This is a genomic window from Streptomyces sp. MNU89 (assembly GCF_020982505.1).
Classification (GTDB): domain Bacteria; phylum Actinomycetota; class Actinomycetes; order Streptomycetales; family Streptomycetaceae; genus Streptomyces; species Streptomyces xinghaiensis.
Window position 1 is genome coordinate 3,148,403 of the sequence record NZ_JAJKLL010000001.1, and the last position, 14,633, is coordinate 3,163,035.

General features: G+C 73.6%; 8 protein-coding genes and 2 pseudogenes. 1 reads left to right on the plus strand and 9 read right to left on the minus strand.

Features of this window, described 5'->3' with window-relative positions; all coding sequences use genetic code 11:
- Positions 1 to 52: 52 nt before the first annotated feature.
- The 7 genes and pseudogenes from E4N63_RS13490 to E4N63_RS13520 form a co-directional block, all read right to left on the minus strand.
- Positions 53 to 1,273 (minus strand): FAD/NAD(P)-binding oxidoreductase, encoded by a 1,221-nt coding sequence (locus E4N63_RS13490; protein WP_230240777.1) that lies wholly within the window; start codon positions 1,271 to 1,273, stop codon positions 53 to 55.
- 159 nt (positions 1,274 to 1,432) lie between these two features.
- Complete coding sequence (locus tag E4N63_RS13495; RefSeq protein WP_230242468.1) at positions 1,433 to 2,269, minus strand: ABC transporter permease; 837 nt, start codon at positions 2,267 to 2,269, stop codon at positions 1,433 to 1,435.
- A 247-nt stretch (positions 2,270 to 2,516) separates the two neighbouring features.
- Positions 2,517 to 3,632, minus strand: a complete 1,116-nt coding sequence (locus E4N63_RS13500) for an ABC transporter ATP-binding protein (RefSeq protein WP_125622920.1) — start codon at positions 3,630 to 3,632, stop codon at positions 2,517 to 2,519.
- A 156-nt stretch (positions 3,633 to 3,788) separates the two neighbouring features.
- Entirely contained in the window at positions 3,789 to 5,156 is a 1,368-nt protein-coding gene (locus E4N63_RS13505) for a DUF2092 domain-containing protein (RefSeq protein ID WP_230240779.1), read from the minus strand.
- A 385-nt stretch (positions 5,157 to 5,541) separates the two neighbouring features.
- Positions 5,542 to 6,552 carry a polyprenyl synthetase family protein gene (locus tag E4N63_RS13510; protein WP_125622918.1) on the minus strand — a complete coding sequence of 337 codons (1,011 nt, stop codon included), beginning with the start codon at positions 6,550 to 6,552 and terminating at the stop codon, positions 5,542 to 5,544.
- A 273-nt stretch (positions 6,553 to 6,825) separates the two neighbouring features.
- Positions 6,826 to 8,019, minus strand: a complete 1,194-nt coding sequence (locus E4N63_RS13515; protein ID WP_125622917.1) for an FAD-dependent oxidoreductase — start codon at positions 8,017 to 8,019, stop codon at positions 6,826 to 6,828.
- A 463-nt stretch (positions 8,020 to 8,482) separates the two neighbouring features.
- Positions 8,483 to 9,700, minus strand: a pseudogene (locus tag E4N63_RS13520) (ATP-grasp domain-containing protein); the annotation flags it as partial.
- Positions 9,701 to 9,982: 282 nt separating this feature from the next.
- On the opposite strand from E4N63_RS13520, the pseudogene fahA reads away from it, so the two are divergent.
- Positions 9,983 to 11,202: pseudogene (fahA, locus tag E4N63_RS13525) on the plus strand (fumarylacetoacetase).
- Between the two features lie 136 nt (positions 11,203 to 11,338).
- On the opposite strand, the gene nuoN reads toward fahA, so the two are convergent.
- Complete coding sequence (nuoN, locus tag E4N63_RS13530; RefSeq protein ID WP_230240781.1) at positions 11,339 to 12,991, minus strand: NADH-quinone oxidoreductase subunit NuoN; 1,653 nt, start codon at positions 12,989 to 12,991, stop codon at positions 11,339 to 11,341.
- On the minus strand, positions 12,988 to 14,631 hold the full coding sequence (locus E4N63_RS13535; protein ID WP_125622914.1) for an NADH-quinone oxidoreductase subunit M: 1,644 nt from the start codon (positions 14,629 to 14,631) through the stop codon (positions 12,988 to 12,990). The genes nuoN and E4N63_RS13535 overlap by 4 nt, the downstream gene beginning before the upstream one ends.
- Positions 14,632 to 14,633 lie beyond the last annotated feature (2 nt).

Genomic DNA, 14,633 nt, shown 5'->3' on the forward strand with positions numbered 1-14,633 from the left:
GCCGGAAGCCGGAGCCCACGGGCACCGGCGACCGGACCGCCGCACGGCCGGATCAGACGCGGCCGGACATCATGCCGCGCCAGTAGATGACGGGCAGGACGTACCGCTTGAACACCCACATGTCGCGGCGCTCCTTGAAGGTGTTGATCAGCGGGAAGCTCGGCTTGGGCTTCAGGTCGTAGTCGAACTCGGCGAGCAGCATCCTGTCGCGCGCGGTCACCAGCGGGCACGAGGTGTAGCCGTCGTACCGCGCCCCGGCCTCGGCGCCCTTCATGGCGGCGACGAGGTGCTCCACCACCACGGGGGACTGCTTGCGCACGGCCGCGCCGGTCTTGGACGTGGGCAGGTTCGCCACATCCCCGAGCGCGAAGATCTCCGGGTGGTCCGGACTGCGCAGGGTGTGCTTGTCCACCTTGACGAAGCCGTAGGGTCCCTCGGCGAGGGGGCTCGCCTTCACCCAGTCCGGGGCGCTCTGCGGCGGGACGAGGTGCGCCATGTCATAGGCGAGGGTCTCCTCGGCGCCGGTCTTGAGGTCGGTGACGCTCAGCTCGCGGGCCGCGCCGTCCACGGCGGTCACCTCGGACTCGTACCGGACCTCGATGCCGTACCGCTCGACGACCTTCTCCAGCGCGTTGGTCCAGACCGGGACCTTGAAGAGCTTGGGGTCGGGCAGCACGAAGACGATGCGGATGGCGTCCAGGACACCCTGCTTGCGCCAGTAGTCGGCGGCCAGGTAGGCGATCTTCTGCGGGGCGCCGCCGCACTTCAGCGGGGTGGCCGGGTGGCTGAAGACCGCGGTGCCGGAGCGCATGCCCTTGATGAGCTCCCAGGTGTAGGGGGCGTACTCGGGCGCGTAGTTGCTGGCCACGCCGTCGCGGCCGACGGCCTTGGCGAGGCCCGGGATCCTGTCCCAGTCGAGCTGGAGACCGGGGGCCAGGACCAGGTAGTCGTAGCCGATCCGGCCGCCGCCGGCGACGGAGACCGTACGGGCGTCCGGGTCGACCGCCACGGCCGAGTCGCGGATCCACCGCACGCCGTCCGGGATCAGGGACTCCTCGGAGCGCCGTGACGTCTCCAGCGGGGCCTGACCGCCGCCGACGAGGGTCCACAGGGGCTGATACCAGTGGGTATCGGAGGGATCGAGTACGGCGATGTCACCGACGCCCGCGCGACGGAGCCGGGCGGCGACGCTGATGCCGGCCGTTCCGCCACCGACGACGACCACGTGGTGGTGGCCGGCGGAGCCTGTCGGCTCCGCGGAATGGGGGGACAAGTCCAGAACCTCCTCTCGATACCCCTATGGGTATCCATGACAGGGAGCGTAAACCACTCGCGGCAGGGTTGGCAAATACCTCAGGGGGTATACAGGCCCGGCGTTGTCGCAGCGGCCCGGCGTCCGGCCGTCCGGGACCCCGGCGAACGGCGGACGCCGCTACACCGTGATGTCCCGATTCGAGAAGCGTGCCCAAGCTACGGAGCCGAAGACCGCCGCGTACAGGGCCTGAAGGCCCAGGTTCCGCAGCAGGTCCTCCCAGTACACGGGGGCGCGGAGGAGATCCGCGAAGCTGAGCCAGTAGTGCGGGAAGAGGTAGGGGTGCACCGCGTCGAGCTGCGGGATGGTGTTGACGATCTGGACGGTGATCAGCAGACCCACCGTGGCCGCCATCGCCGCGATCCCGCTGTTGGTGAGCGTCGAGACGAACAGGCCCAGCGCCGCGATCCCGGTCAGCGACGCGGCGACGGCGACCGCCACGGCCAGCGCGCGCAGCAGGCCCTCGCCGAGGGAGACGGTCGTCCCCGAGATCAGCGTGACCTCGCCGAGCGGGAACAGCAGCGCCCCCACCGCGAGCGCCGAAACCGCCACCGTCACCGTGGCGACCAGGCAGAAGGCCAGGACGGCGGCGAACTTGGCGAGCAGCAGCCGGGTCCGGCCGGCCGGGGCCACCAGCAGATAGCGCAGCGTGCCGGCGTTCGCCTCGCCCGCGATCGCGTCCCCCGCGACGACGCCGACGGCCATCGGGAGGAAGAGCGGGAGCGTGGCCGCCAGGCCGGTGAAGACCAGGAAAAGGCCGTTGTTGGTGATCTGCGCGATGAACGCCGGACCGCCGCCCCCGTTGCCGCCGCCGACGGAGCCGCCGTCGCCGGTCTCGATCCGCACCGCGATCCCGATCAGCAGCGGCACGGCGGCGAGCACCCCGAGCAGGGCGAGCGTCCGCCAGCGGCGGAAGACCGTCACCAGCTCACTGCGGAAGAGGCCGAGGGTCCACAACGGGCTGGGCCGGGTGCGGCGCCGCGAGCCGTCCGCCGCGGACGGCTCGGGGGACGGGGACGTCCCGGGTGCCGTGGACGTCCCGGGGGCGGCGGGAATGGTACTCCGTGGCCCCGGGGTGGTGCGGGCCACCGTGCCGGCCGCCGTCCCGGCGGACCCGGGTCCCCGGGCCCGGCCCGTCCGTTCGGCGTGTCCGGCGTGTCCGGCCTGTTCGGCCTGTTCGGTCCGCTCGTCCCGCCCGTTGCCGTCAGCCCGCGACATCGAAACCCTCCCCGGTCAGTGCCACGAACGCGTCCTCCAGCGAAGCCCGTTCGAGCCCGAAGCCCCGGACCCGCACGCCGTCCCGGACGAGTGCGGCGTTGAGGTCGGCCGGGTCGAACGCCCCGGCCGGACCCGGCGGTCCGGCCGGCGGCTCGCCCGTCACCCTGCCGCCCGCCACCACCAGGTTCGTCACCCCGTGCTCCCCGAGCACCCGGGCCGCGTCCGCCGTGTCCGGTGTGGTGACGGAGAGCCGGCCGCGCGCCCCGGCCGCCAGTTCGGCGACCGGGCCCTGCACCACCAGCCGTCCGCGGGCCATCACCGCGGCATGGGTGCACACCTGCTCGATCTCGTCCAGGAGGTGGGAGGAGAGGAAGACCGTGGTGCCGCCGTCCGCCACCTCCCGCACCAGGGCCCGGATCTCCCGCATTCCCTGCGGGTCCAGGCCGTTGGTCGGCTCGTCGAGAACGAGCAGCCGGCGCGGCCGCAGCAGCGCCGCTGCCAGGCCGAGACGCTGCTTCATGCCGAGGGAGTAGGCCCGCGCCTTCTTGCTCCCGGCGGCGGCCAGCCCCACCCGCTCCAGCGCCGCGGCGATCCGGGCGTCGCGGGTGCGGGGGTCGGCGTCCGGGTCGGCGGCGTCGAGGCGCCGGAGGTTGTCCCGGCCGGAGAGGAAGCCGTACAGGGCGGGGCCCTCGATCAGCGCACCGACCTGCGGCAGCACCCGGCGCGCGGCGCCCGGCATGGGGGCGCCGAGTACGCGGGCGCTGCCGGACGTGGGCCGGATCAGGCCCATCAGCATCCGGATGGTGGTGGTCTTGCCGGAGCCGTTGGGTCCGAGGAAACCGAAGACCGAGCCGGCGGGCACGGTGAGGTCGAGCCCGTCCACGGCGAGCTGCCCGCCGCGGAACCGCTTGGTGAGACCGCGGGTCACGATGACGCTCCCGGCGGCGGCTCCGCCCGCGTCCTCGGCGGCGGGTCCGGCGGCCGCGGGCCGGGCGGCCGTTCCGCCGGCGTTCTCGGCGGCGGTCGGGGCGGCCGTTCCGGTCTCGGTCCCGTCCTGGCTCACGGCCCCGGTCCCGGTCTCGGCGGCGGGCGGCTGCTTCATCGTTCTCCTGTCCGGCTGCGGCTGAGTCCGGCGCACGGGCCGGGGGACGTACGGGACGACGGGCGGCCCCTGCCCGGCGCCCCGTACCCGGTCAACGGCGCGCTGCCCGCCCGGGATCCGGACGAGCAGCGCCGGCGGTGCCGGGACCGCGCGTCCCTACTCCGCCTTCTCGGCCTTCTCGGCGGCCTTCACCAGCGCGGCCTTGTCGACCGCGCCCGCGTAGACCCCGCCGTCGTCCGTCAGCAGGACGTTGACGAGCCGGGTGCTGAAGACCCGGCCGGTGCCGAAGTCGCCGCTGACCCGCTCGCCGAAGCTGTTGAGCAGCTGCTCCGCCTCGGCGGGAAGCTCCTCCGCACCGGCGCCGCGCTTTCCGGCCGGGGCCTGGAGCTGCGCGACGCTCGCCCAGCCCTCACCGATGACGTTCAGCCCGGCGGGACCGTTCCCCCGCGTCTCCGCGGAGCCGGGCTTGCCGTCCTCGCCGTGCTCGCCGTTCTTCCGGTGCTCGGCGTGCTTGTCCGCGCGCTCGCTCAGGTCCTCCTCGGTGACCTTCGCGCCCTTCGGCGGCTTGAACGCGAAGGTCTCCGCCGCGGGCTTGCCGAAGTCCACGGAGGTGAAGCCCACGTCGACCGCGGCCTTGCCGCCGCTCTTGGGCGTCAGTGTGAACTTCAGCGGCACGCCGTTCTCCGCGTCCACCGAGATCCGGACCGCCTCGACCGTGGACTCCCCGGCCTTCGGCGTGATCACGAGCTGGTACGCGTCGCGGCCGGCGACCTGGGCCGTGCCGTCCACCGTGACCGCGGTCGTCTCGTCGACGGCCTTCAGCGCGTGCTCGGCGAGCTCGCGCGGGGTGGCGTCCGCCAGCCCCTCCGGCAGGTCGTGCTTGCCGTGCTCGCCGTCCTTGTCCTTGCCGTGGTGCTCGGCGTGCAGGTCGGCGTCGTGCTCCGGAAGCGTCGCGTGGTACGCGGAGTTGCTGCCCGAGTCGTAGGCCCAGAGGTCCTCGCCGTTGCGGATGACGCTGTACTCCGCGGCCTCGTCCATGACCGACAGGCGCTGCTTGCCGGGGCCGTCGGCCGCAACCCGCAGGGTGTGCGTGCCGGACGCCAGCTCCATCAGCTTCGCCTGCGGATCGGCGGGCGAGCCCTGCTCGTCGCCGCCCTTCCCCCGGCCCGCGTCTCCCCGGCCCTCGGCGGAATCGTCACCGTGGCCCGGCCCCATGCCGAAGCCACCGCCCCCGCCGCTCATCCCGGGCAGCGCGGGGAGGCCCAGGTCGGTGCTGATCTTGACGGTGCCGGACAGCCGCTCGGTGTCCGACTCGGCCATGCGCTCGATGAGTTCGGCCGCGGTGATCTCCGGCAGATCCGGACTGCCCGAGCTGGCGAGGGCCGGTACGAGACCGATGCCCGCCACCGCCACTCCCGCCACCGCGACCGGCACCCCCCAGCGCACCAGTCCGCGAGCCGGCGCCGCCGGGGCGCCCTCGCCGTCCCATTCGTCGGTGACCTGTGTCGGTCGCTTTCCTGGCATGTGCCCTACCTCCGTGGTCGGCGGCGGTTCGCGTAACACCTTCGGGCCCTGCCGTCCGGGCTTCCCGGCCGGTCGGGGCGCTGCCCACCCGGTCCATTGTCTCCCGAGTCCGCCGCGTTCGTACTCCCATCACATCAAAGAGAACGGAGCGGGGCGTCAACCGGCGGCATCAACTTCGGGTAGTCCCAGGGGAGGAGAACGCTCCCCCACCGGCCGGGTTCCGTACCACCGGAGGCGCAGCCACCCGTAGGGGTGACCGGGTCCGCTCCCGGACCGGGCCCCGGAGTCCGGGCCGGGCTTGGGGCCGGGATCCGAGTCCGGAGTCCGGAGTCCGGAGCCGGCGTCCGGGGGCCCGCCCGTGCGGTGTTCCGCCGGGCGCGCGGCCTCAGCCCGCCCGGTGCACCACCGCGTCGCACAGGCTCTCCAGCGCCGCCTTCGCCGGGCCGTCCGGCAGCGGGAGGAGGGTGGCGCGGGCCTCCTCGGCGTAGCGCACGGTGTCCTGGCGCGCCTGCTCCAGCGCGGGGTGCTCGCGCAGCCGTCGCAGGGCCTCGGTCACCACCGCGTCGTCCGTGAGGTCGCCGTCCAGGAGTGCGCACAGCTCGCGGTCCTCCGGGCGGCCGTGTCTCTCGGCCGCCGCCCGCAGATGCAGTACCGGCAGGGTGGGGATGCCCTCGCGGAGGTCCGTGCCCGGGGTCTTGCCCGACTCGCGGCTGTCGCTGGCGATGTCGAGGACGTCGTCCGCGAGCTGGAAGGCGGTGCCGAGCCGCTCGCCGTACTGGGTGAGGATGTCCACGACCCGCTCGTCGGCGCCCGCCATCATGGCGCCGAAGCGGCCGGCGACGGCGATCAGCGAACCGGTCTTGCCGGCGATCACGTCGAGGTAGTGGGCGATCGGATCGCGCCCGGCGCCCGGTCCGGCGGTCTCCAGGATCTGACCGGTGACCAGCCGCTCGAACGCCTCGGCCTGGATGCGGACGGCCTCCGGGCCGAGGTCGGCCAACAGGTGCGAGGCGCGGGCGAAGAGGAAGTCGCCGGTGAGGACGGCCACCGAGTTGTCCCAGTTGGCGTTGGCGCTGGGCACCCCCCGGCGCACATCGGCCTCGTCCATGACGTCGTCGTGGTAGAGCGTGGCGAGGTGCGTCAACTCGACGACGACGGCGGACGGCACGACGCCCGGCGCGTGCGGGTCGCCGAACTGCGCGGCGAGCGTCACCAGCAGCGGGCGGAACCGCTTGCCCCCGGCGCGGACGAGGTGCTGGGCGGCCTCGGTGATGAACGGCACACCGCTCTTGGTGGCCTCCAGCAGGCCCTCCTCGACAGCCGTCAACCCGGCCTGGACATCGGCTTCCAGAGCCTGGTCCCGCACGCTCAGCCCGAAGGGCCCGACGACGGTCACGAGGGGTTCTCCTGTCTGCGGACGACCCCGCGGCTCATGTGCGACCCGCGGAATGTCGATGTATCGCTGTCACGGCCATCACCATCACGCGCAGCGTATCCGGTCGCCCGACGATCACAGCGGGCGCCCGTTCACCGGGAAAGACCGCTGGGGACGCCTTCCCGCGCCCGCTCCCGGCACTCCGCCGCACCGGACGGCCCCCGATGTGTTCTTGGTCACGCCGGACGGGCCCCGCACTCCGCCCCGGCCCGCCGGTCACGGGGCCCGCGCCCGTCACCAGCAGTCGGTGGCCACCGCCTTCGCCAGCCGCGGCGAGGCGTACTCCGTACCGCAGACGAAGCGCATCACCGGCCCGTACGAGAACGCCGCCGGCAGCCCGGTGAAGTAGAGGCCGGGGAGCGAGGAGCGGTAGCCCGCGCGAAGTGCCGGGGAGCCGCGGTCGGCGGCCAGTTCGGTGCGGAGGCCGGGCCCGAGGAAGTCCATCGCGGCCAGGTCCACGCGGTAGCCGGTGGCGGCCATGACGTGGTCGGCGGAGAGCTCCGCGGTGGCGCCGTCGAGACCGGCGACGGCGAGGACCGGGCGGCCGTCCTCGATCCGGACCGCCCGGATCGCGCGCACCGGCGTCACCGGGACGCGGCCCTCGAACCGCTCCCGCAGCCACCAGGCGCCGAGCGGGCCGAGCACCCGGCGCACGAGGTGGTGGCGGGCGCGGGCGGGCAGGAGGCGGTAGGCGTCCGCGTAGTGGCTGACGACGTGGAGGGACCAGGCGCGTCCGAACGGCGAATCGGGGCGGAGGCGGGGCTGCCGCCAGGGCGGGGAGCCGAAGCCGACGGCGCCCCGGCCGCGGGCGACGACCCGGACCTCGGCCCCCGCCTCCCGCAGCAGCGCCGCGTTCTCCAGCGCCGACTGCCCGGCGCCGACGACCAGCACCGACCGTCCGGCGAAGCCGCTCAGATCCCGGTGGTGGGAGCTGTGCGAGACGGGGCCGGTGGCCGAGGGGCCCCCGGGAACGGCGGAGGCCAGCGCCGCGGGCAGCCGGGCCAGCCCGCTGAGGCCGGTGGCGACGACCACGGCCCGGGCGGTGAACCGCTCTCCGGAGTCCAGCTTCAGCTCGTAGCCCCGGCCCCCGGCCCGCCGCTCCACGGAGACCACCCGGACCTGCTCCAGCCGGGGCACCAGCCGCTCCCGGAACCAGTCCCCGTAGGCGGCGAAGGTCTCCACGGGGACCAGGTCCTCGTCGGTGACGAGCCGGCGGATGCCCGCCGCGTCGCAGTAGTCGGCGAGGGTGTGCCCGGCCTGCGGCGCGTCGATGGTGGAGGCGGCCGGGGTGGACTTGAGGAGCATCCCGGCGGGCATGTGCTCACGCCAACTGGACATCGGGGAACCGAAGACCCGCACGGGAAGGGAGCGGGCCCGCAGATGGGCGGCGGTCGACAGACCGTACGGGCCGGCCCCGATGACGGCCACGGGACCGGGATACGACGCCGGGGTGCCGGGCCGGCCGGACCCACCGGACGGGGCGCCGGACGGACCGTGCGGGCCCGACGGTTCACCGGACGGCGACGGCGCGGAGGAGGCTGCGGGACTGGTCACGGACGATTCCCTCCCGGGGACACGACGGGGCTCGGCACCGGCGGAGGACACCGCGGGGCCGCTTGCTGCTGGTACGTCATCCGGCTTTCCGCCGGGGTCTGCCGGCGGCGCGGCGGCCGAACACCGCCCGGACGGCGGCCGTCCGCATCTGCCGGACCGCCACGCTGCGGACCGCCGGGCTCGGGACCGCCGGGCCCCGCGGCCCGCCGCCAGGGGAGCACGGGCTTCCGGCCGCCGGGCTCCCGGCGGACGAACTCCCCACCGGTGGGCCACCGTCCAGTGCCCCCGTCCCCGCGCCACCCCGCCGCCGTTCCGCGCGCAGTTCCTCCGCCCGCCGCCGTCTCGCGCGCCGCCACTGCAGCAGATGCCGGGCGCCGGGCCCGACGAAGCGGGCGAGCATGGTGAAGAACGGCCTGAGGTCGTCCCGGGCGAGCCAGGCCAGCTCCGTACCGGCCGGCCGCGCCGGGGCGTGCGGGGTGGTGTAGCCGCTGCGCCGGTAGGCCAGCAGCGCCGGCAGGTCGATGTTCTCCACCACGAAGCGGTGCCCGGAGCGCTGTGCGGCGCCGGGCACCGGGCGGCCGGTGAGGTCGAGGTGGAGGGCGCGGACCACGTCGACACCGGCGGTGTTCTCGAAGAGCCGGAACTGGGCGCCCATCCGCGGGTTGAAGTCGAGCAGCTTGTAGCGGCCGTCGCGGCGGTCGTGCCGCAGATCGAGGTCGACGACGCCGGTGAAGCCGATGCGTTTGACGAAGCGCGCGGCGAGCGCGGCCAGTTCCGGGTTGTCGACGACGTAGGCGCTGGCGGTCATGCCCGCGTGCGGCGGCCAGGAGCGGACCTTGACGCCGGTGAAGAGGGCGAGCGCGTCGCCGTCGGCGTCGAAGTAGCCGTGGACGATCCAGTCCTCCGCCTCCTCGCGCGGCAGGTACTCCTGGAGCACCACCCCCGGCCGCGGCCCCCAGCCCTCCGCGAGCCGCAGGAGTTCGGCGGCGCCGCCGATCCGGGTGGTCCCGGCCACCGCCGGGGCGCTGCGGCGGACGAACGCCTCCCGGTTCTTGGCGACGACGGGGAAGCGGGCCGTGGCCGCGAACTCCTCGACGTCGGCGTACGAGTCGGGGAAGGCGGCGGCGGGCGAGGGCACCCCGTGCTCGGCGCAGAGCTCGTGCAGGCCCTGCTTGCTGGCCAGCCGGCGCGGCAGCCCCGGTTCGACCCGGGGGAAGAGGAAGCGCTCGGCGAGGGGCCCGGCGTGCTCGGCGATGAGCACCGCCGCCTCCTCGTCGGTGGGCACCAGGACCGCCGGGCGGCCGATCTCCCGCCCGACGTCGAGGAGTTGGCCCACCAGCCGCTCCGGTGCCTCCCGGCCGGTCGTGGGGCGGACGAAGGCCCGCCGCAGATAGCGGGAGACGGCCGCGGGCGTCCAGCGGTCCTCCGTGAGGGCGTACATCGGCACGCCGAGCCTGCCGAGACTGCGGATGGCGCCCACGCCGCCGTGGTGCAGTGGGTAGTTCCCGATCTTGACGATCAGTCCGGGCACGGCCCGGTCGGCCCGTAAGGGCATGCTTCGGCTCGCCACTCCCCGCCCCCTCGGCCACAGCGGCCAGCGGCCCCCGCTGTCCGTGACCCGTCAGGGAACGTACGCCGGAATGTCCAGTTCCAGCAATCCTTTTCCGGACATTGCACACTCTGTGTACTGTTTCCGCTCACTTCACAACGCAAGCCCTTCGCCTGGGACCGCATCGGCCCGGCCCCCGATCGGCCCCCGGGCTCGGCACACCGCCCCATCCGCCCCGTAATCTGAGGCCGAGCACGATCCGGGCGATACGAAGGCGAGGCAGTGTCCATGCCCCAGCAGGATCCGTTCGATCCCCCAAGACCCTCGGCGCACGACAGCGACGGTCTCTACGGTCCGCAGAACCTGCCGTACGGCGTCTTCAGCACCCCCGACGAGCCCGGCCGCAAGCGCATCGGCGTGCGCTACGGCGACCGTGTCCTGGACGTGCACACGGCCGCCACCGCCCTCGGCTCCCCGCACGCCGACATCCTGGCCCACCCCACCCTCAACCCGCTGATGGCCGCCGGACGCCCCACCTGGCGGGCCGTCCGGGCGAGCGTGGCCACCTGGGTGGGCTATCCCGCCATCGAGCCGTTCCTGCACCCGCTCACCGAGGTGACGCTGCACCTCCCCTTCGAGGTCGCCGACTACGCCGACTTCTACTCCAGCGAGCACCACGCCACCAACGTCGGGCGGATCTTCCGGCCGGACGGAGCCCCGCTCACCCCCAACTGGAAGCATCTGCCGATCGGTTACCACGGCCGGGCCGGCACCGTCGTCGTCTCCGGCACCCCGGTCATCCGCCCCAGCGGCCAGCGCCTCGCGGGCGACGCGCCCGTCTTCGGCCCCACCCAGCGGCTCGACATCGAGGCCGAGGTCGGCTTCGTCGTCGGCGCGCCCTCACGGCTCGGCGAGCGGGTGCCGCTCTCCGCCTTCCGCGAGCACGTCTTCGGCCTCTGCCTCCTCAACGACTGGTCCGCCCGGGACATCCAGTCCTGGGAGTACCGCCCCCTCGGGCCGTTCCTCGGCAAGTCCTTCGCCACCTCCGTCTCGGCCTGGGTCACCCCTCGACGCCCTCGACGCGGCCCGGGTCCCGCCGCCCCGCGCGACCCCGGCCGCTGCCGTACCTCGACGACACGGCGGGGGCCGAGCCCGGCGGCTTCGACCTCCGCATCACGGTCGCCGTCAACGGCCACACCGTCGCGGAACCGCCGTTCTCCGCCATGTACTGGACGGCGGCCCAGCAGCTCGCCCATCTGACCTCGGGCGGCGCCTCCCTGCGCACCGGGGACCTGTTCGCCTCCGGCACCGTCAGCGGCCCGGAGCCGCACCAGCGCGGCTGCCTGCTGGAGCTCACCTGGAACGGCCGCGACCCGCTCGACCTGCCCGGCGGCAAGCGCACCTATCTGGAGGACGGCGACGAGGTCACCCTCACCGCCTGGGCCCCCGGCCCGGAGGGCACCCGCCTCGGCCTCGGCGAGGTCACCGGCCGGATCGTCCCGGCGTAGCACCCTCCGACCGCTCCGGCTGCCCCGGCAGCGGCCGGCCGGACATGCCGGTGGGCCGCCGCCCCCTGCTTCGGGGGCGGCGGCCCACCGCCGTGCCGGGTGCGCGGCGCGGGCGAACCGCGCCGCACCGTGGTGCTCAGCGCACGAAGACCCCCGCCTGGCCGGCCAGGTCCAGGAAGTACTGCGGCGCGATGCCGAGCACGAGCGTGACGACGACGCCCACCGCGATGGCCGTCGAGGTCAGCGCGCTGGGCACGGCGACCGTCGGGCCGCCCGCCTGCGGCTCGTTGAAGAACATCAGCACGATGACGCGGATGTAGAAGAACGCCGCGATGGCCGAGGAGACCACACCGACCACGACCAGCGCGCCCGCGCCGCCCTCCGCCGCCGCCTTGAACACCGCGAACTTGCCCGCGAACCCGGAGGTCAGCGGGATGCCCGCGAAGGCCAGCAGGAAGACTCCGAAGACCGCCGCGACCAGCGGCGACCGCCGCCCCAGACCGACCCACTTCGACAGGTGCGTGGCCTCGCCGCCCGCGTCGCGGACCAGCGTCACCACGGCGAAGGCGCCGACCGTGACGAAGGAGTAGGCCAGCAGGTAGAAGAGCACCGAGGAGATGCCGGACGGCGTGGTGGCCACGACGCCCGCCAGGATGAACCCGGCGTGGGCGATCGAGGAGTACGCCAGCAGCCGCTTCACATCCGTCTGGGTGACCGCGACGATCGCGCCGACCATCATCGTGACGATGACGACGCCCCACATCACCGGCCGCCAGTCCCAGCGCAGACCGGGCAGCACCACGTACAGGATCCGCAGCAGCGCGCCGAAGGCCGCGACCTTGGTGGCCGCCGCCATGAAGCCGGTGACCGGGGTCGGGGCGCCCTGGTAGACGTCCGGGGTCCACATGTGGAACGGGACCGCGCCGACCTTGAAGAGCAGGCCCATCAGCACCAGCGCGGCGCCGATCAGCAGCAGCGCGTCATTGCCCATGGTGGCGGCCACGGAGGGCTCCACCTGCTGGAGGTCGCCGGAGATCACCTGCGCGATGCCGCCGTAGGTGACGGTGCCCGCGTAGCCGTACAGCAGCGCGATGCCGAAGAGCAGGAACGCCGAGGAGAAGGCGCCGAGCAGGAAGTACTTGACCGCCGCCTCCTGCGACAGCAGCCGCTGCCGGCGGGCCAGCGCGCACAGCACGTACAGCGGCAGCGAGAGGACTTCCAGGGCCACGAAGAGCGTCAGCAGGTCGTTGGCCGCCGGGAACACCAGCATGCCGGTGACCGCCAGCAGCAGCATCGGGAAGACCTCGGTGGTGGTGAACCCGGCCTTCACCGCCGCCTGTTCGGCCGCCCCGCCGGGGGCGGCGGCGGCCTGCGCGGCGAAGGAGTCCACCCGGTTGCCGTGCGCCGCCGGGTCCAGCCGCCGCTCGGCGAAAATGAGGACCGAGACGAGGGCCACCAGCAGGACCGTGCCCTGGAGGAAGAGCGCCGGGCCGTCGACCGCCAGGGCGCCCATCGCCGCCACCTGCGCCTTGTCCGTGCCGTGCCCGCCGGCCGCCAGGCCGATCACGGAGGCGAGGGCGGCGGCCAGGCCGACCGCGGTCAGCCCGACCTGGGCGTAGTAGCGGGCCCGGCGCGGCAGGAACGCCTCGAACAGGATCCCGACGACCGCCGCGCCCAGCACGATCAGCACCGGGGCGATCTGCGCGTACTCGATGTCCGGCGCCTCGATCTTCAACGGCGCCTCGGCCGAGATCGTCCACAGGCTGTGGACGGATGCCATGGGGCTCACTTCGCGGCCTCCACATCAGGTGACGGGATGTCGACGTCGGGCTTCGGATCCGTTTTCCGCACGTCCGACATGGTGTGCTCGACAGCCGGGTTGACGATGTCCGTCAGCGGCTTGGGGAAGACGCCGAGGAAGATCAGCAGAGCGATCAGCGGCGTGACGACCACCAGCTCCCGCAGCCGCAGATCGGGCATCTTCAGCACGCCCTCCTTCACCGGTCCGGTCATGGTGCGCTGGTAGAGCACCAGGACGTAGATCGCGGCGAGGACGATGCCGATGGTGGCGATGATCCCGATCACCGGGTACCGGCTGAAGGTGCCGACCAGCACCAGGAACTCGCTGACGAACGGGGCGAGTCCGGGCAGGGACAGCGTCGCCAGACCACCGATCAGGAAGGTGCCGGCCAGCACCGGGGCCACCTTCTGCACCCCGCCGAAGTCGGCGATGAGCCGCGAGCCGCGCCGCGAGATCAGGAAGCCGGCGACGAGCATCAGCACCGCCGTCGAGATCCCGTGGAAGACCATGTAGAGGGTCGCCCCGCTCTGGCCCTGGCTCGTCATCGCGAAGATGCCCATGATGATGAAGCCGAAGTGGGACACCGAGGCGTAGGCGATCAGCCGCTTCATGTCCCGCTGGCCGACCGCCAGCAGCGCGCCGTAGACGATGCTGACCAGGGCCAGCACCAGAACCACCGGCGTCGCCCACGCACTGGCCTCCGGGAAGAGCCCGAGGCAGAAGCGGAGCATCGCGAAGGTGCCGACCTTGTCCATCACCGCGGTGATCAGCACGGCGACGGGGGCCGTCGACTCGCCCATGGCGTTGGGCAGCCAGGTGTGCAGCGGCCACAGCGGCGCCTTCACCGCGAAGGCGAAGAAGAAGCCCAGGAAGAGCAGCCGCTCGGTGGTGGTCGCCATGGTCAGCTCACCGGAGGCGCGGGCCTCGGTGATCTGCTGGAGCGAGAAGGTGCCCTCGCCGAGTTGGTCGGCGGTGACGGCGTAGAGCCCGACGACCGCGGCGAGCATGATCAGGCCGCCCGCCAGGTTGTAGAGCAGGAACTTGACGGCCGCGTAGGTGCGCTGCTTGGCCGCCTCCTCGTCGCTCTGGGCGTGCGCCCGGTCCCCGAAGCCCCCGATGAGGAAGTACATCGGGATGAGCATGGCCTCGAAGAAGATGTAGAAGAGGAAGACATCGGTCGCGGCGAAGGAGATGATCACCATCGCCTCGACCATCAGGATCAGCGCGAAGAAGCCCTGCACCGGCCGCCAGCGCCGGCCGGCCCCGTCGCCGCTCTCCTCGGCCGCCGGGTCGGCGTCGCGCCAGGCCGCCAGGATGATGAAGGGCATCAGCAGCGCGGTGAGCCCGATCAGGGCGGCACCGATGCCGTCCACGCCCAGCTCGTAGCGGACGCCGAAGTCGGCGATCCAGGCCCGGGACTCGGCGAGCTGGTAGCGCTCGCCGCCCGGGTCGAAGCGGGCCAGCACGATCCCCGCCAGCACCAGGGTGCCGAGCGAGAAGAGCAGCGCCGTCCACTTGGCCGCGGTGCGCTTCGCGGCGGGCACCGCCGCGGTCGCGATCGCTCCCAGCGCCGGCAGCACGGCCGCGGCCGTCAGCAGCGGGAAGCCCTCGTTGACAACAGAAGACATGA